18 protein-coding genes are annotated in these 20,440 nt (G+C 70.0%); all 18 read right to left on the bottom strand.

Translation table 11 applies throughout. The features are described 5' to 3' along the window. Positions 1-24: 24 nt before the first annotated feature. On the bottom strand, positions 25-1,410 hold the full coding sequence (locus tag EDD92_RS39945) for an aspartate aminotransferase family protein (protein WP_123968805.1): 1,386 nt from the start codon (positions 1,408-1,410) through the stop codon (positions 25-27). Further along, positions 1,407-3,341, bottom strand: coding sequence for a 1-deoxy-D-xylulose-5-phosphate synthase (gene dxs / locus EDD92_RS39940; protein WP_123968804.1), 1,935 nt, complete (start codon positions 3,339-3,341; stop codon positions 1,407-1,409). The genes EDD92_RS39945 and dxs overlap by 4 nt, the downstream gene beginning before the upstream one ends. Positions 3,342-3,368: 27 nt before the next feature. Next, a complete protein-coding gene (gene ispG, locus EDD92_RS39935) occupies positions 3,369-4,526 on the bottom strand; it encodes a flavodoxin-dependent (E)-4-hydroxy-3-methylbut-2-enyl-diphosphate synthase (protein WP_123968803.1) in 1,158 nt (385 codons plus the stop codon). Between the two features lie 4 nt (positions 4,527-4,530). After that, positions 4,531-5,553 (bottom strand): adenosyl-hopene transferase HpnH, encoded by a 1,023-nt coding sequence (hpnH, locus tag EDD92_RS39930; RefSeq protein ID WP_030936191.1) that lies wholly within the window; start codon positions 5,551-5,553, stop codon positions 4,531-4,533. Positions 5,554-5,558: 5 nt separating this feature from the next. Further along, positions 5,559-6,200 (bottom strand): 1-hydroxy-2-methyl-2-butenyl 4-diphosphate reductase, encoded by a 642-nt coding sequence (locus EDD92_RS39925; RefSeq protein WP_123968802.1) that lies wholly within the window; start codon positions 6,198-6,200, stop codon positions 5,559-5,561. Then, positions 6,200-8,206, bottom strand: coding sequence for a squalene--hopene cyclase (shc, locus tag EDD92_RS39920; protein WP_123968801.1), 2,007 nt, complete (start codon positions 8,204-8,206; stop codon positions 6,200-6,202). Before shc ends, EDD92_RS39925 begins: the two co-directional genes overlap by 1 nt. Positions 8,207-8,322: 116 nt before the next feature. Beyond that, positions 8,323-9,387 carry a polyprenyl synthetase family protein gene (locus EDD92_RS39915; protein WP_185124483.1) on the bottom strand — a complete coding sequence of 355 codons (1,065 nt, stop codon included), beginning with the start codon at positions 9,385-9,387 and terminating at the stop codon, positions 8,323-8,325. 68 nt (positions 9,388-9,455) lie between these two features. Beyond that, entirely contained in the window at positions 9,456-10,970 is a 1,515-nt protein-coding gene (gene hpnE / locus EDD92_RS39910) for a hydroxysqualene dehydroxylase HpnE (RefSeq protein ID WP_123968799.1), read from the bottom strand. Then, positions 10,967-11,104, bottom strand: coding sequence for a DUF6380 family protein (locus EDD92_RS52540; RefSeq protein ID WP_221268183.1), 138 nt, complete (start codon positions 11,102-11,104; stop codon positions 10,967-10,969). The genes hpnE and EDD92_RS52540 overlap by 4 nt, the downstream gene beginning before the upstream one ends. Then, the gene (gene hpnD, locus EDD92_RS39905) at positions 11,104-12,054 is read right to left on the bottom strand and encodes a presqualene diphosphate synthase HpnD (RefSeq protein WP_099932723.1); all 951 of its coding nucleotides are present in this window, start codon (positions 12,052-12,054) and stop codon (positions 11,104-11,106) included. Before hpnD ends, EDD92_RS52540 begins: the two co-directional genes overlap by 1 nt. Then, a complete protein-coding gene (gene hpnC, locus EDD92_RS39900) occupies positions 12,051-12,938 on the bottom strand; it encodes a squalene synthase HpnC (RefSeq protein WP_399184981.1) in 888 nt (295 codons plus the stop codon). The genes hpnD and hpnC overlap by 4 nt, the downstream gene beginning before the upstream one ends. A gap of 402 nt (positions 12,939-13,340) precedes the next feature. Continuing rightward, on the bottom strand, positions 13,341-14,129 hold the full coding sequence (locus EDD92_RS39895; protein WP_030936207.1) for an ABC transporter ATP-binding protein: 789 nt from the start codon (positions 14,127-14,129) through the stop codon (positions 13,341-13,343). After that, the gene (locus EDD92_RS39890; RefSeq protein ID WP_030936209.1) at positions 14,122-15,051 is read right to left on the bottom strand and encodes an ABC transporter permease; all 930 of its coding nucleotides are present in this window, start codon (positions 15,049-15,051) and stop codon (positions 14,122-14,124) included. The genes EDD92_RS39895 and EDD92_RS39890 overlap by 8 nt, the downstream gene beginning before the upstream one ends. A gap of 96 nt (positions 15,052-15,147) precedes the next feature. Beyond that, positions 15,148-16,020 (bottom strand): glycosyltransferase family 2 protein, encoded by an 873-nt coding sequence (locus tag EDD92_RS39885; RefSeq protein ID WP_123970756.1) that lies wholly within the window; start codon positions 16,018-16,020, stop codon positions 15,148-15,150. 5 nt (positions 16,021-16,025) lie between these two features. Further along, complete coding sequence (locus EDD92_RS39880) at positions 16,026-16,805, bottom strand: CDP-alcohol phosphatidyltransferase family protein (RefSeq protein WP_123968797.1); 780 nt, start codon at positions 16,803-16,805, stop codon at positions 16,026-16,028. After that, complete coding sequence (locus EDD92_RS39875; RefSeq protein WP_123968796.1) at positions 16,783-17,844, bottom strand: iron-containing alcohol dehydrogenase family protein; 1,062 nt, start codon at positions 17,842-17,844, stop codon at positions 16,783-16,785. The genes EDD92_RS39880 and EDD92_RS39875 overlap by 23 nt, the downstream gene beginning before the upstream one ends. After that, entirely contained in the window at positions 17,832-18,584 is a 753-nt protein-coding gene (locus EDD92_RS39870) for a sugar phosphate nucleotidyltransferase (RefSeq protein ID WP_123968795.1), read from the bottom strand. Before EDD92_RS39870 ends, EDD92_RS39875 begins: the two co-directional genes overlap by 13 nt. After that, positions 18,581-20,374, bottom strand: coding sequence for a DUF5941 domain-containing protein (locus EDD92_RS39865; protein ID WP_123968794.1), 1,794 nt, complete (start codon positions 20,372-20,374; stop codon positions 18,581-18,583). Before EDD92_RS39865 ends, EDD92_RS39870 begins: the two co-directional genes overlap by 4 nt. Positions 20,375-20,440: the final 66 nt, after the last annotated feature.

Raw genomic sequence — 20,440 nt, 5'->3', positions numbered from 1 at the left:
GTGGAGCCCGGTCTGCAGGGCGGCCTACCGGTTGGCGACCGCCTGCTTCACGAGCGTCTTGCTGAAGTCCCACATGAGGCCGCCGCCGCTGTGCGCGTCGTCCATGACGGCGGTGAAGGCGTCGACGAACCGGTCGACGTCCTGCTCCCCGATGGTCAGCGGCGGGATCAGCTTGATCACCTCCAGGTGGTCGCCGGAGACCTGGGTGAGGATCCGGTGCCGCTGCAGCAGCGGCACCACGACCATCTGCGCGAACAGGCCCTTGCGCGCGGCCTGCAGCATCGTCCAACGGCTGCGCAGCTTCAGCGACTTGGGCCTGCCGAACTCGATGCCGATCATCAGGCCGCGGCCGCGTACGTCGGCGAGCAGCTCGTACTTGTCGATCAGCGCCGCCAGCCGGGACTTCAACTGCTCGCCCACGACACGGGCATGGGCGACGATCTGCTCGTTCTCCATGACGGACAGCACGGCGAGGCCCGCCGTCATGGCCTGGGCGTTGGACCCGAAGCTCGCCGAGTGGACCAGCACCCGGTCCATCGACGAGTAGACCTTCTTGAAGATCCAGTCCTTGCCGAGGGTGGCGCCGACGGGCACATAACCGCCGGAGAGCGCCTTGGCCACGCACACCAGGTCCGGCTCGACGCCCTCCTCGTGCTGGTAGGCGTAGAAGTCGCCGGTCCTGCCCAGGCCCGTCTGCACCTCGTCGGCGATGAGCAGCGCCTTGTGCTTGCGCAGCAGGTCCTGGGCGGCGCGCAGATAGCCGGGCGGGGCCTCGTGCACGCCCTTGCCCTGGATCGGTTCGACGATCAGGGCGGCGACGTCGCCCTTCTTCAACTCCCGCGCCAGGGCGCCGAGATCGCCGAGCGGTACGGCCGTGTCGGGCAGCAGCGGGGCGAAGCCGTCGCGGAAGCCGCCCTCGCCGTTGACCGACAGCGACCCGGTGGTCAGGCCGTGGAAGGCATGGTCGCAGTACAGGATCCGCGGCTTCCCGGTGACGTACCGGGCGAACTTCAGCGCGGTCTCCACCGCCTCCGTACCGCTGTTGCCGAAGAACACGCGGTCCAGGTGCGGGCTGTGCGTGAGGAGCTTCTCCGCCAGCAGCCCGGGCAGCGGCTGGCAGTCGAAGCGGGTGAGGTCGGCGAGCTGGGCGTCCAGGACGTCGTGCAGCGCCTTGCGGACGACGGGGTGGTGGCGGCCCAGGCCCATCACCCCGAACCCGGCGAGCATGTCCAGGTAGTCGTTGCCGTCCGCGTCCCAGAAGTGGGCGCCCTCGGCGCGCTCGTAGACCTTGTCGAAGCCGATGGTGTGCAGCATGCGCGGGAGCTGGTGGTTCAGGTACTTCCCGTGCAGCTCGTAGCGCTCGGCTCCGCGCTCGGCCAGGAGTGCGCCGAGGTCGAACTCCTTGGTCATTCAGCCTTCTCCTTGACTGTGCCGTCCAGCTGTTCCTTGACGGCCAGGGTGTCCTCGGCCTCCTTGACGGCGAGGCTCGCGCTGATCCGTCCGGCCACCTCGACCGGCGTGAGGCCGATGTCGGCGAGCACCTCCCCGCGCTTGGCGTGCGCGAGGAACTGCTCCGGGATGCCGAAGCGTCGTACGGGGACGTCGACGTCGGCGTCACCGAGCGCCAGCGCGACCGCGGCGCCGACTCCGGAGGCGCGGCTGTTGTCCTCGACCACGGCCACCAGCCGGTGTTCGGCGGCGAGGCCCGGGAGCGACGGGTCGACGGGCTTGACCCAGCGGGGGTCGACGACGGTGCACGAGATGCCGCGCGCCTCCAGCAGCTCGGCGGCCTGCAGACAGACGGGCGCCATCACGCCAACGGCGACCAGCAGCACATCGGGGGTGTCCGGGCCGCGGTGCAGGACGTCGAGGCCGCCCACCCGGTCGATCGCCGGGATCTCCGGGCCGACCGACTCCTTCGGGAAGCGGACCAGCGTCGGCGCGTCGTCGACGGCGACGGCCTCGCGCAGCTGCGCCCGCAGCTGGTCGGCGTCGCGCGGCGCGGCGATCCTGAGCCCCGGCACGACCTGGAGGATCGACATGTCCCACATGCCGTTGTGGGACGGCCCGTCGACGCCGGTGACGCCGGCCCGGTCCAGCACGAACGTCACCCCGCAGCGGTGCAGCGCCACGTCCATCAGCAGCTGGTCGAAGGCACGGTTGAGGAAGGTGGCGTAGACGGCGACGACCGGGTGCAGCCCGCCGGTCGCCAGGCCGGCCGCGGACACGGCGGCATGCTGCTCGGCGATGCCGACGTCCCAGACCCGGTCGGGGAAGCGTGCGGCGAACTTGCCGAGCCCCACCGGGTGCAGCATGGCCGCGGTGATCGCCACGACGTCCTCCCGCTCCTCCCCGATCGCGACGATCTCGTCCCCGAACACCGAGGTCCAGGAAGGCCCGTTGGAAGGGGCGAGGGGCTCACAGGTGAGCGGGTCCATCACACCGACGGTGTGGAAGTGGTCCTCCTCGTGGGCGATCGCGGGCTCGTAGCCTCGGCCCTTCTCCGTGAGGCAGTGGACGAGGACCGGTCCGTGGAAGCGCTTGGCGCGCCGCAGCGCCGACTCGACGGCCCCGATGTCGTGTCCGTCGATCGGGCCCACGTACTTCAGGCCCAGGTCCTCGAACATGCCCTGCGGGGCGAAGGCGTCCTTGAAGCCCTTCTTCGCGCCGTGCAGGGACTCGTAGATGGTGTTGCCGACGACGGGCGTGCGCAGCAGCACGTCCTTGCCCCAGGCGAGCACCTTCTCGTAGCTGTCGGTGGTGCGCAGGGTGGCCAGGTGGTTGGCGAGCCCCCCGATGGTCGGCGCGTACGAGCGCTCGTTGTCGTTGACGACGATGATCAGCGGGCGGTCCTTGGCGGCCGCGATGTTGTTCAGCGCCTCCCAGGCCATGCCACCGGTGAGGGCGCCGTCGCCGATGACCGCGACGACGTGTCCCTTCTCGCCCTGCACCTGGCGGGCCTTGGCGAGGCCGTCGGCCCAGCCGAGCGCCGTGGAGGCGTGGCTGTTCTCGACGATGTCGTGCTCGGACTCCTCGCGCGAGGGATAGCCGGACAGGCCGCCCTTGCCGCGCAGCTTGGAGAAGTCCTGACGACCCGTCAGAATCTTGTGTACGTAGCTCTGATGGCCGGTGTCCCAGACGATGCGGTCGACGGGCGACTCGAAGACCCGGTGGAGCGCGATGGAGAGTTCCACCACCCCCAGGTTGGGCCCGAGGTGTCCGCCGGTCCTGGCCACCGCGTGCACCAGGAACTCCCTGATTTCTTCGGACAGTTCGCGAAGCTCCGTCTCGGACAGCGCCTTCAGGTCGCGTGGTCCCCGGATGTTCTCCAGAATGGTCACGCTCGGGCCCCCTTCGGTCCGTGCTGTTCAACTCACGGTGACGGCCGGCTCCCCCGACGCGGTACCGTCCTGTTCCATCTGTTCGGCGATCTTCATCGCCTCCTCGATGAGGGTCTCCACGATCTTCGACTCGGGTACGGTCTTGATGACCTCGCCCTTGACGAAGATCTGCCCCTTGCCGTTGCCGGAGGCGACCCCCAGGTCCGCCTCCCGCGCCTCACCCGGGCCGTTGACCACACAACCCATCACGGCTACCCGCAACGGGACTTCCATGCCCGTCAGGCCGGCCGTGACCTCGTCGGCCAGCTTGTAGACGTCGACCTGCGCGCGGCCGCAGGACGGGCAGGAGACGATCTCCAGCCGCCGCTGCTTGAGGTTCAGGGACTCCAGGATCTGCAGGCCGACCTTGACCTCCTCGGCGGGCGGGGCGCTGAGCGAGACCCTGATGGTGTCGCCGATGCCCTGCGAGAGCAGCGCGCCGAAGGCGACCGCCGACTTGATCGTGCCCTGGAAGGCGGGCCCGGCCTCGGTCACGCCGAGATGCAGCGGGTAGTCGCACTGCGCGGCGAGCTGCTTGTACGCCTCGATCATCACGACCGGGTCGTTGTGCTTGACCGAGATCTTGATGTCCCGGAAGCCGTGCTCCTCGAAGAGGGACGCCTCCCACAGCGCGCTTTCGACGAGCGCTTCCGGGGTCGCCTTGCCGTACTTCTCCAGCAGCCGCCTGTCCAGCGAACCGGCGTTGACCCCGATCCGGATCGGCGTGCCGTGGTCCTTCGCGGCCCGCGCGATCTCCTTGACCTGGTCGTCGAACTTCTTGATGTTGCCGGGGTTCACCCGCACCGCCGCACAGCCCGCTTCGATCGCCGCGAACACGTACTTCGGCTGGAAGTGGATGTCCGCGATCACCGGGATCTGCGACTTGCGGGCGATGGTCGCGAGGGCGTCCGCGTCGTCCTGGGTGGGACAGGCGACGCGGACGATCTGGCAGCCGGACGCGGTGAGTTCCGCGATCTGCTGCAGGGTGGCGCCGATGTCCGAGGTACGGGTCGTGGTCATCGACTGCACCGACACCGGGGCCCCGCCCCCGACCGCCACCGGCCCGACATGGATCTGCCGCGACACGCGCCGCTCGGCGATCGGCCGGGCCGGTACCTCGGGGACGCCCAAGGAGATGGCGGTCATGACGTCACTCCCGGTTTCCGGAGACCGTCTCGCGCATCGCGCGCAGGGACTCCTTCAGGGAGCCCATGGTGGCGAGGACGGCGGTGGGCTCGTAGCCGCAGTGCGCCATGCAGTTGGCGCAGCGCGGGTCCTTGCCGCGGCCGTACTTGTCCCAGTCGGTTTCCTCGATGAGTTCGCGGTACGTCGGCACATACCCGTCGCTCATCAGATAGCAGGGGCGCTGCCAGCCGAAGAGCGAGTAGTTCGGGATCGCCCAGGCGGTGCACGGGAAGTCGACCTTGCCCTCGAGGAAGTCGAGGAACAGCGGCGAGTGGTTCAGCCGCCACTTCCTGCGGTTGCCGCCCGCGAAGGCCTTCTTGAACAGCTCGCGGGTCTGCTCCACGCCCAGGAAGTGCTCCTGGTCGGGCGCCTTCTCGTAGGCGTAGGCGGGCGAGATCATCATCTCGTCGACCTTGAGGTCGTCGTTGAGGAAGTTGAGCACCTCGATGATGGTCTGCGGGGTGTCCGTGTTGAAGAAGGTCGAGTTGGTGGTGACCCTGAAGCCGCGCCGCTTGGCCTCCTTGATCGCCTCCACGGCCTCGTCGAACACACCCTCCTTCGCCACCGACTCGTCGTGCCGCTCGCGCAGCCCGTCGATGTGCACGGCAAAGGCGAAATAGGGAGAGGGCTTGAACTTGTCCATCTTCTTGCGCAGCAGCATCGCGTTGGTGCAGAGGAAGACGTACTTCTTCCTCGCCACCAGCTGCCGCACGATCTCATCGATCTGAGGGTGCATCAGGGGCTCGCCGCCCGCGATGGACACCATGGGGGCACCGGATTCGAGGACCGCCCCGACGGCCTGCGCTACCGGCATGCGCTGCTTGAGCACACCCGCCGGATGCTGGATCTTGCCGCAGCCCTCGCACTTCAGGTTGCACGCGAAGAGCGGTTCCAGCTCCACGATCAGCGGAAACTTGTCCCGCTTGCGGAGCTTTTGTTCAGCCAAGTACGTAGCGACCTTGATGGACTGACGCAGCGGCATGGCCATCTGGCTCACCTCCTGGGGAGCAGCAAAGAACGGTGCCATTCGAAGAAAGCTGGAAGTACGGCACGAAGGACACGGAAAGCTGATATTCCACCGCGGACCGTGCCGATTCGAACAAGTTCATGTTCAGGAGCGTCCACGACCACCCGCACGGCCGCAACCGGGCGCGCGCCGGTGCGCACGGCGCTCAGAAGCGTCGCCGCGGACTCCATGTCGACCGCGATTGCGCCGGTCGCGAGCAGATCCGACCGTTCGTGACCACGCACGACATGATCGGAGCCAGTGACGGGGCCGGTATGGACGGTGCGCCCGGGCACCGCGCGCCCGAGCTCCTTGACGAGCAGGTCGGTCCCCACGCACGGAACGGTTCCGTCCGGATCCCGGGTCTCCTCGGCGACGACCAGGTCCCCGGGGTGCATGCCGGGGGCGAGCCCCGCACAGAAGCCGGTGGCCAGCACGGCCGCCCCGCTCCAGGCCGGGTCCGCGAGCATCCGGGTGACGGAGCGCTCGGCCGCCCTGGGCCCCATGCCCGTACGGACTATCGTCACGGGCCCGCCGGCCCCGCCCCGGTCCCCGGCGCGCAGGGCGAGGTGCTCGATGCCGAGCGCGCAGGCGATCAGCAGCGGGGCCGGGGCGGGCTGGGTGCTCATCAGCCCCCCTCTGCCTCGGCGAGAGGCTTCTTGGTGAAGGGCTCGCCGTTGACGTACCGGCCGAGCGCGGTCAGCGGGAAGACCTGTCGGTAGAGGTGGTAGTTGATCGAGAAGTCCCAGGGGAAGCCGGTTCCGGTGAAGTACGGCTCGTCCCAGGAACCGTCGTCACGCTGGGTGGCCGCAAGCCATTCGACACCGCGCTCGACGGCCTTGGAGTCCTGCTCCCCCGCGGCCAGCAGGGCCATCAGCGCCCAGGCCGTCTGCGAGGCGGTGGAGGCACCCCTGCCGCTCCACTCCTTGACGTACTTGTAGGAGCGCAGGTCCTCGCCCCAGCCGCCGTCGTCGTTCTGCACCGACTCCAGCCAGGCCACCGCCCGCCGGATCGCCGGGTGCGAGCCGGGGAATCCGGCTGCGACGAGGGCGGGTACGACCGATCCGGTGCCGTAGACGTAGTTGACGCCCCAGCGCCCGAACCAGGAGCCGTCCGGTTCCTGCTCGGCCAGCAGCCACTCGATGCCGCGCCGGGTGCGCGGGTCGTGCGAGAGGCCCTCGACGGCCAGCATCTCCACCACGTGCGCGGTCACGTCCGCGGACGGCGGGTCGATGACCTCGCCGAAGTCGCAGAACGGCAGCCGGTTGGGGAAGGGGCTGGTGTTGTCGACGTCGAAGGCGGCCCACGCCCCGTTCTTCGACTGCATCCCTAGGTTCCAGCGCACCCCGCGCCCGATCGCCTTCTCCACCCGTTCCGGGTCGTGGTGCTGCACGCGGCGCAGCGCGAGGACCACCTCGGCGGTGTCGTCGATGTCGGGATAGTTGTCGTTGTGGAACTCGAATGCCCAGCCGCCGGGCGGCAGCCCGGGCCGTCTGACGGCCCAGTCGCCGGGCCGGACGATCTCCTCACCGAGCATCCAGTCCGCCGCCTTGACGAGCTGCGGATGGTCGGCGGGCACGCCCGCGTCGACGAGAGCGATGGTGGCAAGGCAGGTGTCCCACACGGGCGACTGACAGGCCTCGATCATCCGGGCCCCGTCCTCGCGCCACACGGCGAAACGGTCCAGCGACGCCAACCCCTCGCGTAGCACCGGATGTTCGAGGTCGTATCCCAGCAGATACAGGGCGATCACCGAGTACACGGCCGGCGGCTGGATGCCGCCCCAGCAGCCGTCGTTCTCCTGCCGCTCGATGATCCAGCGGGCGGCCGAGTTCATGGCCGCCTTGCGCAGTCTGCGCGGAATGACCTTGCGCGCCTGGTGCAGCACCTTGTCCAGGCGCTGGAAGGCACCGTCCCAACTCGCCGCCGGGGCAAGGGGCTTGGGCGGGTTCGGGTTACGGGGGTCGGTGTGCAGCTCGTCGAGCGGGAAGGGCGCGGGCCGCACCGGCCGCTTCGCGGAGACGACCGTCAGCGGGACGATCGTCTGCCGGGCCCAGCACCCGAAGTCGTAGATGTTGAGCGGTACCCACGTGGGGAAGTAGATGAGCTCCGGCGGGAGTTCGGGCAGGTCCTCCCACTTCCACCAGCCGAACAGGGCTAGCCAGATCCGGGTGAAGACCCGGGCCGCGGCGATGCCGCCCTGCTCACGGATCCAGGCGGAGGCCTGCGCCATGTGCGGGGCGTCCGGCGTGTCGCCCGCGAGCCGCAGGGCGACGTATGCCTCGATGGTGGTGGAGAGTTCGCCCGGTCCGCCGTAGAAGGTGGCCCAGGTGCCGTCCTCGCGCTGCTCGCCGCGGATGAACAGGGCGGCGGCGCGCGCGGTGTCCTCGTCCAGGATGCCCAGGAACTGCCGTAGGAGCAGGTCCTCGGCGTCCATGGTCACGTTGGTCTCGAGGTCGCCCTTCCACCAGCCCTGGGCGTCCTGCCGGGACAGCAGGAAGTCGGTGGAGCGTTGTACGGCGCGTACGGCGGCATCGCGCACCCCCGCCGCCACGGGGCTCGTGCTGTCGGTTTCGCTGGCCGAGGCTGCCCGGGGCGGCAGGGCCCCGGTGCTTCCGTCGGTCGTCGCTGTCATGGCTTCCCCTTCGTGCAGTCGTACACATCGTGCTGCTGTGGGTCCGCCGTCGGCCGGTGCTCGTGTTCCCGCGACACCGGCCGGCGACTACGCGAGGGCTATTCGACCGATAGTGATCATCTCTTTCGTACGACGACGAAGTCGGCGAGCGCCGTGAACTGTTCCCGCACCCGGTCGGGCATGTCGATGGCGTGCAGGGCCTGGATGGCGGTGTTGTGCTGACGGCGCGCCTCTTCGGCGGTCCACTCCCGGCCGCCCGCCTCCTCGATGAGCGCGGCACGGGAGGCGAACTCCTCCTCGGAGAAGTTCTCGAAGTCGCTGCTCTTGGCGTCGGCGGCGAGGATCTCGCCGAGCCGCTCGGAGGCCGATCCGCCCGCCGCGAGCGCGGCCACGACCGGCAGGGACTTCTTGCGCTGGCGCAGGTCGCTCCAGGTCTGCTTGCCGGTGGAGACCGGGTCGCCCCAGATGCCGAGCAGGTCGTCGACGGCCTGGAAGGCGAGGCCGAGGTGGTAGCCGTACTTCTCCAGGGTGTCGGCGGTGCGGTCGTCCGCGCCGCCGAGGACCGCACCGATGGAGGAGGCGCAGGCGAGCAGGGCGCCGGTCTTGTTGCCCTCCATCTCCAGGCACTCCTCGACGCTGACGCGGTCGCGGTGCTCGTAGGAGATGTCCTGCGCCTGGCCGTCGATCAGGGCGCGGGTGGCGGTGGTCAGGCGGCGGGTGGCGCGACCCGCCTCGACGGTGCCGAGCTCCAGCAGGATCTCGTTGGCGAGGGCGAACAGGGCGTCGCCGACGAGGATCGCCTGGGCGGGGCCGTGCACCTTCCAGACGGTGTCACGGTGGCGGCGCTGTTCGTCGCCGTCCATCAGGTCGTCGTGCAGGAGGGAGAAGTTGTGGACGAGTTCGACGGCGACGGCGCCGGGGATGCCGACCTCGGGTGCGGCGCCGGTGACCTCGGCGGAGAGCACCGCGAGGGCGGGGCGCACGGCCTTGCCGCCGTCGCCGTCGGCGGGGTTGCCCTCGGCGTCGATCCAGCCGAAGTGGTAGGCGGAAACGGTGTCCATGGGAGGGGCCAGGCGGTCGACGGCCGCCCGCAGTACCGGTGTGGCAAGGGTCCGGCCGCGCTCCAGGAGCGCGGTCACGTCCACCGCGGTCCTCTCAGCGGCCGCTTCGGCCGGGGGCACAGTGGGCACAGTTTCTCCTTTTTCTGCGGTACCGGGGGTGCGGGAGCCTGCCGGGTGCTGATCGACCTTCACTGGCGCCCACCTCGCAGTGAAGCGCCGGTCCCCTCCAGCTTTCGGCCGGGGGTCCGGGGGTTGTCCCCCGGGAAGATGCAGTACGCCGCCTCCTCGAGCTCGAAGAGGCGACTCGGGCGGGGCCGGCCCAGGGCGGTGAGGGCGGCGTCCGCCGCACTCACTCCACTGCGGACCGCACTCTCCATGGTCGCGGGCCACCCTGTGGCGGTCCACGCTCCGGCCAGGTAGAGGCCGGGGGCTTTGGTACGGGCGCCGGGCCGCAGCCGTCCGACGCCGGGGGTGGGAGCGAAGGTGGCCGTGCGCTCCCTGGTCACGAAGAAATCCTTCACTTCGGCGCGGCGCGTACCCGGAAGCAGCCGTTCCAACTCGGGCAGATAGCGCTCGCGCAGCACGGCGACCGGCTCGTCGATCTCGTCCTGCGCCGCCGACTGGGACAGGGCGAGGTACTGGCCCTCGCGCAGTCCGGAGGCGTCGGTGCGGTCGAAGACCCACTGCACGGGGGTGCCGAGGGCCGCGAAGAACGGCTTCTCAAGCACCTTGCGGTCGTAGACGACATGCACGTTGAGGATCGGCGCGGTGTCGATCTCCAGAAGATTTTCGGGGGCGTCCAGCGCGCCCTGAGGCAGCAGGTCATGCGCCTCGCGCTGGGGTACGGCGAGCACGACGGCGTCCGCGGCGAGGGTCTCGCCGGGAACCTGAACGCTCCAGCGCCCGTTTTCGTCAGTGGAGATGGAGGTGACGCGTGTACGGACCTCGGTACGGACGCCCGCGGAGTCGAGCGCCTTGCGGGCGAGCCGGTCATGCAGTTCGCCCAGCGGGACGTGCGCCCATCCGATGTCGGCCGCGCCCGGGTCGGACAGCAGACCGGTCTTGAACACCATCGCGGCGAGCCCCAGCGAGGCGTCGCCCGCGACCGCGTTGAGGGTGGCGACCCCGACCAGGTCCCACAGGGCCTCGACGGCACGCGCCGACTGACCGTGCGCGGTCAGCCAGCTGCCGAAGTCCTGGGTGTCCAGGTCCGGATCGGCGAGGTCGAGCCCCTTGAGCGCGAGCGCGGCCCGGCCCACCTTGGCCCGCTCGGCGAGCGAGAGATGCGGATACGTGGCGAGGCTGCGCCCCAGGTGCAGGGGCACCGGCAGCGCGTCGCGCCGCAGTCTGCCGAGCCGCCGCCCAACGGGCTTGTCGACGTCGAGTACGGGCACGTCGAGACGATCCTGCAGCGGTGCCAGCGCCGTCCCCTCGATGCGGTCGAGGAACCAGCGGTAGGCGGTGCAGCAGCGCAGGTAGACGTGCTGTCCGTTGTCGACGGTCAGGTCGCCGCGCTGGAAGGAGAAGGCGAGGCCGCCGAGGCGGGGCCTGCCCTCGATCAGGGTGACGCGGACTCCCGCGTCGGCGAGTGCGAGTGCGGCGGTGATCCCGGCCAGCCCGCCACCGACCACGACGGCGTCCCTTGCGGAACGCCCCGCCGGATCCGCGAGCGGCTCGTCCGCCCGCGTGCCGTCGTCGCTCATCGTGCACCCTCCCCTGCGCGGCCGCCGTGGTTGAACGGTGCACGGCAGACCGCTGCAGTCAGGGACGCCGTCCCCGCCCGGAGGGTTGCGTGCCGCTTATCGCCGGTGACATCACCTTGGCCCTGTTTGTCCATCAGGCGCGCCTCCTGACGGTCCTCCGCGTCACATGCCGGGCATCCAGTCCGGACAGGCCGCGTACGGCGACGTAGGCCTTCTCCCGGCCGGGCAGCGAGACCCGGCCGCGCAGCACGGCCTCCGGGTCGCGCTCGATGCGGTCGAGCAGCCGGCGGTAGATGCCGGCCATCGCGGCGACACACGCGCCGCTGCGCCGGTCCAGCATGGGGAGCAGCCGGTACCCCTCGGCGAAAAGGGCGCGGGCCCGTCGCACTTCGAAGTGCACGAGGCCCGCAAAGTCGGAGCCCTCCGGTGGGGTCGGCCCGCTGAACCCGGCCGAGCACCCGAATTTCGCGAGGTCGTCGGAGGGCAGATAGGTGCGGCCGCCCTCGGCGTCCTCGCGGACGTCTCTGAGGATGTTGGTGAGCTGCAGCGCGAGCCCGAGTGTGTCGGCGTACTCCGGCGCACGGTCGGCGCCGCGCGCCCCCGGTTCCGTGCCGAACACGCCGAGCGAGAGCCGTCCGATGGCGCCCGCGACGCAGCGGCAGTAGACCTTCAGGTCGTCCCAGGTCTCGTAGGTCTCGCCGCGTACGTCCATCAGCACGCCGTCGATCAGCTCGTCCAGGCCGTCGAGCGGGATCGGGAAGGTCTCGGCGGCATGGGCGAGCGCGACGGCGACCGGGTCGATGTCGTCCTCGGCGACCGACCCCTCACGCACCCGGGTCAGCAGCGCCCGGGTGTCCTCGAGTCTTGCCGCCTTGACCTCGCCGGCCAGCGCGCCGTCGCCGATGTCGTCGACGCGCCGGGAAAACGCGTAGAGCGCCGACATCGCGCGGCGCTTGGGCGTCGGCAGCAGCCTGATGCCGTAGGCGAAGTTACGGGCCTGCTGTCCGGTGACGGCCTCGCAGTAGCTGTAGGCGGCGAGTACCGGTGCGGACGCGTGTTGTTCCGACTCCACGGTCCGGATCACCCCTCTCCTCGCAGAGTCACGCCCACCTCGCGCAGCAGCTGGACCTTGCCGGGCTTGGGCGGGCCGGGAAGTACGTCGTATTCCGCGGCGGCGATCGCCTTGATCGCCGCCCTTCCCCCCGCCACGAATCCCGCAAGCAGCAGCTTCAACCTGCCGTGGACGCTACCCACGAGGGGGGCGCCTTCATTCAGGAGATCGCGGGCGCGTTGTGCTTCGTATGCAACCAGTGCGCGCAACGATGCCCCCGCGGTGGAGGTGGCGAGATCCGCCTCTTGAACATGGAAGTGCTTCATGTCCTCGGCGGGCAGATAGATGCGGTCGCGGCCGAGGTCCTCGGCGACGTCCTGCAGGTGTTCGACGATCTGGAGGGCCGTGCAGATCGCATCCGAGAGGCGGATGCGTTCGGGGGTCGAGGTGCCGGTGACGTACAGGACCAGGCGGCCGACGGGATTGGCCGACAGTTCGCAGTACGCGAGCAGGTCGTCGTAGGTCTCGTAGCGGCTGACGAGCTGGTCCTGGCGGTTGGCGGCGATCAGGCCGAGGAAGGGCTCGGGGGTGAGCGAGCAGCGGCGGACCGTGTGCTGGAGGCGGCGCAGCAGGGGGTGGCGCGGGGTCGAGTCGAAGACCCGGTTCAGGTCGGCCTCGAAGGCGTCCAGGAGCAGCAGCCGGTCCTCGGCGTCCTCGGGCGACACGCCGAGCAGACGGGCGTCGGCGCCGCCGGGGGCCAGATCACCGTCGCCGATGTCGTCGACGAGGCGGGCAAAGCCGTACACGGCCATGAGGTCGGCGCGCCAGGCCCTGGGCAGGAAGAAAGGTGCCACGGGGAAGTTCTCGCCCGCGGCCTTGTCGAGCGTGTCGCGCTCCGGATCAACGGCGTGCGACATGCCGGTTCCCGTCACCGGTGACTGCCCGGGGCGGGGACGGCACATGCTGCGTTCAGCTGGGGAGTTTCCGTAGCCATTGCCGTCACATCTCCCGTTCTACACTGCCGACCCAATGCATACTATTTCGGACACGCCGCCCGGCCGTCCGCGCGGCTGTCCCGCTTGAGGCTGTCGCGCATTATCGCCCCAGTTTGCCGCGTTTCGGGACCGGTACAGCTTACGTTGTACAACGCAGCCGGGATCCCTGGGGTGTCCTGCACATCACAACAACACACCGATTGGTGTCAAGATTCCTTGGGCGAAACCGAGTTGACGTTTCCTTTGCAGACGCGGGGCCCCGCCGCAGAGGTTGCGGTGGGGCCCCGCGATCCGTCCTGGCCGGTGTGTCCAGGCCGGGGTGGACTACTTGCCGGTGAACTTCTCGTACTCCTTGAGGACCTCTTCGGTCGGCCCGTCCATGCGCAGCTCGCCGCGTTCCAGCCACAGGACGCGGTCGCAGGTGTCGCGGATCGACTTGTTGTTGTGGCTGACGAGAAACACCGTGCCGGCCTCCTTGCGCAGCTCACGGATGCGTTCCTCGGAGCGCTTCTGGAACTTTCGGTCGCCGGTGGCCAGCGCCTCGTCGATCATCAGGACGTCGTGATCCTTGGCGGCGGCGATGGAAAAGCGCAGGCGGGCCGCCATGCCGGAGGAGTAGGTGCGCATCGGCAGGGTGATGAAGTCACCCTTCTCGTTGATGCCCGAGAAGTCGACGATCGACTGGTAGCGCTCCCTGATCTGCTCGCGGGTCATCCCCATGGCGAGCCCGCCCAATATGACGTTGCGCTCGCCGGTCAGGTCGTTCATCAGAGCCGCGTTCACGCCCAGCAGCGAGGGCTGGCCGTTGGTGTAGACGCGGCCCTTCTCCGCCGGGAGCAGGCCGGCGATGGCGCGCAGCAGCGTCGACTTGCCGGAGCCGTTGGAGCCGATGAGGCCGACGGCCTCGCCGCGGTAGGCGACGAAGGAGACGCCCTTGACGGCGTGCACCTTGCGCACCCCGCGCTCCTCGCCGCGCTTGACGATGCGGCTGAGGGCGGCGGTGGCGCTGCCCTTGCCGGTCTTGGCGCCGTGCACGCGGTAGACGATGTGGAGCTCGTCGGCGATGACAGTGGGGATCCGCTCCCCGGTCTGCTGGTCGGTCTGCTCAGCCACGGCCGTACCTCTCCTCCGCCTTCCAGAAGTACACGAACCCGCCCAGGGCGATCAGGGCGGCCCAGCCGCCCGCGACCACCCAGACGTGGTCGGGCAGGTTCTCCGAGCCGTAGCCGTCGATGAGCGCGAAGCGCATCAGGTCCATGTAGATGGCGGCCGGGTTCCACTGCAGGACGTTCGCCAGCCACTGCGGCTTGTCGGCCAGCATGATCGGGATGGAGAACATCACGCCCGACGCGTACATCCACGTCCGCATTACGAACGGCATCAGCTGGGCGAGGTCCGGGGTCTTGGCGCCCGCACGGGCCATGATCAGCGCGAGGCCGGTGTTGAACAGGAACTGCAGGGCCAGCACCGGGACGATCAGCAGCCAGGACAGGTCCGGGTAGCTGCCGAAGGCGGCCGCCACGGCGAACAGCACGATCATCGAGAACAGCAGCTGCTGGAGCTGCTGCAGTGCGAAGGAGATCGGCAGGGAGGCGCGCGGGAAGTGCAGCGCGCGGACCAGGCCGAGGTTGCCGGAGATCGCGCGCACGCCCGCCATCACCGAGCTCTGCGTGAAGGTGAACACGAAGACGCCGGTGACCAGGAACGGGATGTAGACCTCGCGGGGCAGTCCGCGGTTGGCCTTGAGGATCATGCCGAAGATGAAGAAGTACACGGCCGCGTTCAGCAGCGGCGTGGCCACCTGCCACAGCTGGCCGAGCTTGGCCTGGCTGTACTGGGCGGTCAGCTTCGCCCGGGAGAAGGCGAGGATGAAGTGACGCCGGTCCCAGAGCTGGCGGACGTACTCGACAAGGGAGGGCCGGGCGCCGCTCACGGTCAGCCCGTACTTCTCGGCCAGCCGGCTCGCCGGGAGGCCCTCGTCGGGCGGCATGGCCGCGCCCAGGGCGACCGTGCCGTCGTGCGTTGTCTCACTCACTGGTGGAAACTTTCGTCTTCGGGATGCGCAGCCTGTGCGGGCATGGGCAAGAGCCTGGGGCCCGGGTGGGGCCGATTGCTCACAGGAACGAGCTTGTCAGATCACCGGAGGTCGGCCCAGCCGGGTCAGCCGCCACACCGTACGCCACTTCATCGGCCTGCGTGGCCCGCACGGAGTGGTCCAGCCTTCCCGGAACCCGCCGAACCATGCCTTCAGGGCGGGCCGCGAGGGGCGGCGGACAAGGGTGAGCAGCAGCCAGACCCCGAGGTAGACCGGGACCAGCAGGGCCGGAAGGTTGCGGCGGGCCAGCCAGACCCGGTTGCGGGCGACCATGCGGTGGTAGACCGCGTGCCGCGAGGGCGCGGTCGTCGGGTGGTACAGCACCATGTCGGACCGGTAGTCGATCATCCAGCCCGCGTCGAGGGCCCGCCATGCCAGGTCGGTTTCCTCGTGGGCGTAGAAGAATTCGTCCGGGAGCCCGCCGACTTCGGCGAAGACCTTCGTGCGGACGGCGTTGGCGCCGCCGAGGAAGGTGGTGACCCGGGAGGAGCGCATCGGGTCGGCGGCGCGCAGGCGCGGCACGTGGCGGCGCTGGGTGACCCCGGTGTCGGGGTCGGCGATGCGGAAGCTGATGATGCCGAGCTTCGGGTCGGCCTCGAAGGCCTGGCGGCACAGCTCGGCGGTGTCGTGCTGGGCGAGGAGTCCGTCGTCGTCGAGGAACATCAATATGTCGACGTCGCGGCCGCTGGGGCCGAAGGCCTCGATGCCGACATTGCGGCCGCCGGGGATGCCGAGGTTCTCGGGCAGCTCGATCGTACGGACACCCTCGGGGACGTCCGGGACGGGCGAGCCGTTGCCGACCACGACCACCTCGACCCTGTCGCCGTCCTGCTTGGCGACCGAGTCGAGCAGGGCGCGGAGCTCGTCGGGGCGGTTGCCCATGGTGATGATCACCGCGCCGACTCGCATGCCGCTCACTTCAGCCTGCTGGAGGCGAGGATGGACACGAGGTGCAGCAGGGTCTGCAGCAGGGCGATGCCGGCGAGCACCGCGACGCCCAGCCGGGAGAAGAACAGGTCGCCCCGCATCTGGTCGACGATCGCCAGGACCAGGATGAGCAGGGATGCCTCGATGCCGAGGATCAGCCGGTGGAACCTCAGCAGGGACGCGGCCTTGCGGGCCAGCGCCATGCCGGAGGAGCGCATCTCGGCGGCGGCCTCCTGGACCGGCGGCTTGCCCGTCTGGTGGCGGGCGACGCCGACCAGGTCGGTCTCGGCCTTGATCAGGATGGCGCCGAGGGCGGCCAGCGTGCCGAGGAAGGCCCACAGCCAGTCGATACGGCCACTGCCCCACACGTCGGCGGCGCGCAGTCCGAAGCCCACGAGGACGGCTGCGTCGGTGAGGTAGGCGCCGACCCGGTCCAGGTAGACGCCGTTCAGCGAGTACTGCTTCTTCCAGCGGGCGATCTCGCCGTCGACGCAGTCCAGCAGCAGGTACATCTGCACGCAGACCACGCCGAGCACGGCGCCCGTGATCCCCGGCACCAGCAGGGCCGGGGCGGCGAGCACGCCGAAGACGGTCATCAGATACGTGAGCTGGTTGGGCGTGACCCTGGTGTTCACCAGGTAGCGGTCGACCCGCAGGGACACCTCACGCATGTAGAGGCGTCCCATCCAGTGCTCACCGCTGCGCCGGTCCTTGACCCCTGCGGGGTGGACGACCGGGCGGAGTTCAGCTACCGATGGCCTTGACATAGTCGGCGTAAATGTCCTTGATCTGGTCGGTTGTGAGGTCGAGGTGTTCGAGGATCGTGTAGCGGCCGGGCCGGGTCTCCGGAGCGAACTCGACGGCACGGACGAACTCGTCCACCGTGAAGCCGATCTCCTCCGGGAGCACCGGAAGCCCGTGCCGGCGCAGCACCTCGGCCGTGTACGCCGACTCCTCGTGCGCGCCGCGCAGGTACATCGCGAAGGCGGCGCCGAGGCCGCACTGCTCGCCGTGGCTGGCGGCGCGCTTGGGGTAGAGCAGGTCGAAGGCGTGGTTGATCTCGTGGCAGGAGCCCGAGGCGGGGCGCGAGTCGCCGGAGATCGACATCGCGATGCCGGTGAGGACCAGCGCCTCGGCCAGCACTTGGAGGAAGTCGTTGTCCCCGATGCCGCCGGGGTGGCGGAGCACCGCCTCGCCCGCCTGGCGGGCCATGGCGGCGGCGAGGCCGTCGATCTTCTCGCCGTTGACGCGGTTGGACAGCTCCCAGTCCGCGATCGAGTTGATGTTGGAGATGGCGTCGCCGATGCCCGCGCGCACGAAGCGCGCCGGGGCCTGGCGGATGACGTCGAGGTCGATGACGGCCGCGATCGGGTTCGGCACGCCGTACGAGCCGCGGCCGGCGTCGTTGTCGAGGGTGGCGACCGGCGAGCACAGGCCGTCGTGCGCGAGGTTCGTCGGCACGGCCACCAGGGGCAGGCCGACCCGGGCCGCGGCGAACTTGGCACAGTCGATGATCTTGCCGCCGCCGAGGCCCACGACCGCGTCGTAGCGGCCGGCCTTTATCTCGCCGGCCAGCCGCACCGCGTCGTCGAGGGTGCCGCCGCCGACCTCGTACCAGGTGGCACCGGGCAGGGTCGGGGCGATGCGCTCGCGCAGCCGGGCGCCGGAGCCGCCGCTGACGGCGACGGCGAGCCTGCCCGATGTCGAGATGCGCTCGTCGGCGAGCACACCGGCGAGGTCGTCCAGGGCACCCGGGCGGATGTCCACGACGAGCGGCGAGGGGATGAGCCGGGTCAGTACTGGCACGCGATCTCCCGTCCGCGGGCGAGATCGTCGTGGTTGTCGATCTCGACCCACTTGACGTCGCCGATCGGCGCCACGTCGATCCGGAAGCCGCGGTTCACGAGCTCCTGGTACCCGTGCTCGTAGAACTGCTGCGGGTCGGTCTCCCAGACGGCCTTGAGGGCGTCGGCCAGCTCGGGGGCGGCGTCGCCCTCGATCAGGGTCACGCCGATGTACTCGCCGGTCGCCTCGGCGGGGTCCATCAGCTTGGTGATCTTCGTCATGCCCTGCTCGGGGTCGACGACGACCTTCATCTCCTCGTCGGCCAGCGACTTCACGGTGTCGAGGGCGAGGATGATCTTCTTGCCCTCGCCGCGCGCGGCGAGCAGCGTCTGCTCGACGGAGACCGGGTGGACGGTGTCGCCGTTGGCGAGGATCACACCGTCCTTGAGGGCGTCACGGCCGCACCACAGGGAGTAGGCGTTGTTCCACTCCTCGGCCTTGTCGTTGTCGATGAGGGTGAGCTTGAGGCCGTACTTCTGCTCCAGGGCGGCCTTGCGCTCGTAGACGGCCTCCTTGCGGTAGCCGACGATGATCGCGACCTCGGTCAGACCGATCTCGGCGAAGTTGCCGAGCGTCAGGTCCAGGACCGTGGGTTCGCCCTCTATGCCCGCGGGCCCCACCGGCACCAGCGCCTTGGGAAGGCTGTCGGTGTAGGGGCGCAGACGCCGTCCGGCGCCGGCCGCCAGCACGAGGCCGATCATGCGGGTTCTCCTTCATCGTGTACGGCGGGGGCCCCGGAGGACACCCAGAAGCGGATGCTCTCGACGAGCACCACCAGGGCGACGGCCACGGCAACCACCGCGAGCGCGACCTTGAACTGCGAGGCGGTGAGCACCGCGGCCAGGACGGTGACGAGCAGCGTCCGCCCTTCGTGCCCCCCGATGGCGCGCACCAGCCAGGCCGGGGACGCTCCGGCGTTGCCGCGGATGCGGTACACCGTGTCGTAGTGATGGTAGGCGACGGCCGCCACCAGCCCGAAAGCCGCGGGAAGCGCTCCGTTCACGTCCGCTTTGGCCGCCAGTACCAGGACGGTGCCGTATTCGGCGGCCCTGAACAGTGGGGGAACCAGCCAGTCGAGGGGGCCCTTGAGGGGGCGCAGCACGGTGACGGCCGACATGAGCACGTAACCGACGCCACACAGGACCGTCTGCCATCCGGCGCCCCACAGCAGGGCTGAGAGCGTCACCAGTGCCGCGCCGACGAAGGCCAGATAGGCCATCGAGTGACGCGACTCGCCGCGGGCCGCGCGGCCCAGCAGCTCGGCCAGCGGCCCGCTGTCCGCCAGATCCGCCAGCGCCTGCGCCGCCCGGTCCGTCCGCTGGGCCTTGCGGGTCAGCGAGCGCAGCACCCGGCCCGCAGTGGTGTAGGTCGCGGCGAAGGCGCAGCCGATGAGCAGGACGTAGAAGGTGATGCGGGGCGTCGTGACCGCCGTCAGGACCGCGATCATCGCCCAGCGCTCGCCGATCGGCAGCACGATCATGCGGCGCACCCACACCGTCCAGCCGACGCTGTCCAGTTTGTCGGAAAGGGCCGCTGTGGGGCTGGTGTTGGCGGTGGCGTCGTGGTTGGCCTCGTTGAAGGAGAAGTCGACGACGTGCCGGCAGGTCTGCAGGATCATCGCGCCGAGCGCGAGGGCCCATACGTCGTCGCCGCCGCGGGCCGCTCCCAGCGCGAGCCCGGCGTAGTAGGCGTACTCCTTGGCCCGGTCGAAGGTGGCGTCCAGCCAGGCGCCGAGCGTGGAGTACTGCAGGGAGTAGCGGGCCAACTGGCCGTCGGTGCAGTCCAGTACGAAGGACGCGATCAGCAGGACGCCCGCCGCGACGAAGCCGAGCCGGGTGCCGGTGGCCGCGCAGCCCGCTGCGATCAGCGCGGTGAGCAGGGAGGCGGTGGTGACCTGGTTCGGGGTCAGACCGCGGCGGGCGCACCAGCGGGCGATGTAGCGGGAGTACGGGCTGATGAAGAACGTGGTGAAGAAACCGTCGCGGGACTTCACGGCCGACTTCAGACGTACGGCTTCGTCGTCGACGTTCGCGACGGCTTGCCGTGCCTCGTTGCGGGACTGCGGGTCGGCGGGGACGGCGGCGACCAGGCTGCCGAGTTCCGGGTGGTGCACGTCGGCGCCGTCGCTGTCGAGGGCGGTGACGATGCGGTCGGCGAGGCTGTCGACGGCGAGTGCCGTGCCGCCGCCGGCCGAGTTCTCGCGGGCCATCGCACGGGTCAGGGCCTGGCGGCCGGCCGGCTGGGCGGTCACCGCGCCGGGGATCGCGGCGAGCGGGAAGCGGGGGTCGGTGAGGCCGAGGCGCAGGGCGTGCAGGTGGCCCACGAAGCGGGCGTCCACCACGGCGACCCGCTGGTCGCCGGGGGCCTGGGCCAGCAGCGTCTCGGCGTCGGCGGTGTCGGAGGCGGTCCGTACGTCGAAGCCGAGGGACCGCAGATCACCCTCGATCGACGATCCGGGGACCGGCTGACCGGTGAGGATGGCGGTCGACAACCGAACTCACTCCCTGGGTGCCGGCGCGCCGGCGCCGGTCATGTGCATGGTGGGCGCCCCTTGGCT

Origin of the sequence: Streptomyces sp. TLI_185, from assembly GCF_003814765.1 — a bacterium.
Classification (GTDB): domain Bacteria; phylum Actinomycetota; class Actinomycetes; order Streptomycetales; family Streptomycetaceae; genus Streptomyces.
The sequence above is the reverse complement of the archived record's forward strand: the minus strand, read 5'-3'. Positions and strand labels throughout refer to the sequence as shown.

Coding starts and splice junctions, on each gene's coding strand:
- EDD92_RS39945 (WP_123968805.1), bottom strand. CDS start 1,410: ATGACCAAGGAGTTCGACCTCGGCGCACTCCTGGCCGAGCGCGGAGCC.
- ispG (WP_123968803.1), bottom strand. CDS start 4,526: ATGACCGCCATCTCCTTGGGCGTCCCCGAGGTACCGGCCCGGCCGATC.
- hpnH (WP_030936191.1), bottom strand. CDS start 5,553: ATGGCCATGCCGCTGCGTCAGTCCATCAAGGTCGCTACGTACTTGGCT.
- EDD92_RS39925 (WP_123968802.1), bottom strand. CDS start 6,200: ATGAGCACCCAGCCCGCCCCGGCCCCGCTGCTGATCGCCTGCGCGCTC.
- shc (WP_123968801.1), bottom strand. CDS start 8,206: ATGACAGCGACGACCGACGGAAGCACCGGGGCCCTGCCGCCCCGGGCA.
- hpnE (WP_123968799.1), bottom strand. CDS start 10,970: ATGAGCGACGACGGCACGCGGGCGGACGAGCCGCTCGCGGATCCGGCG.
- EDD92_RS52540 (WP_221268183.1), bottom strand. CDS start 11,104: ATGGACAAACAGGGCCAAGGTGATGTCACCGGCGATAAGCGGCACGCA.
- hpnC (WP_399184981.1), bottom strand. CDS start 12,938: ATGTCGCACGCCGTTGATCCGGAGCGCGACACGCTCGACAAGGCCGCG.
- EDD92_RS39885 (WP_123970756.1), bottom strand. CDS start 16,020: ATGCGAGTCGGCGCGGTGATCATCACCATGGGCAACCGCCCCGACGAG.
- EDD92_RS39880 (WP_123968797.1), bottom strand. CDS start 16,805: ATGTCAAGGCCATCGGTAGCTGAACTCCGCCCGGTCGTCCACCCCGCA.
- EDD92_RS39870 (WP_123968795.1), bottom strand. CDS start 18,584: ATGATCGGCCTCGTGCTGGCGGCCGGCGCCGGACGGCGTCTGCGCCCC.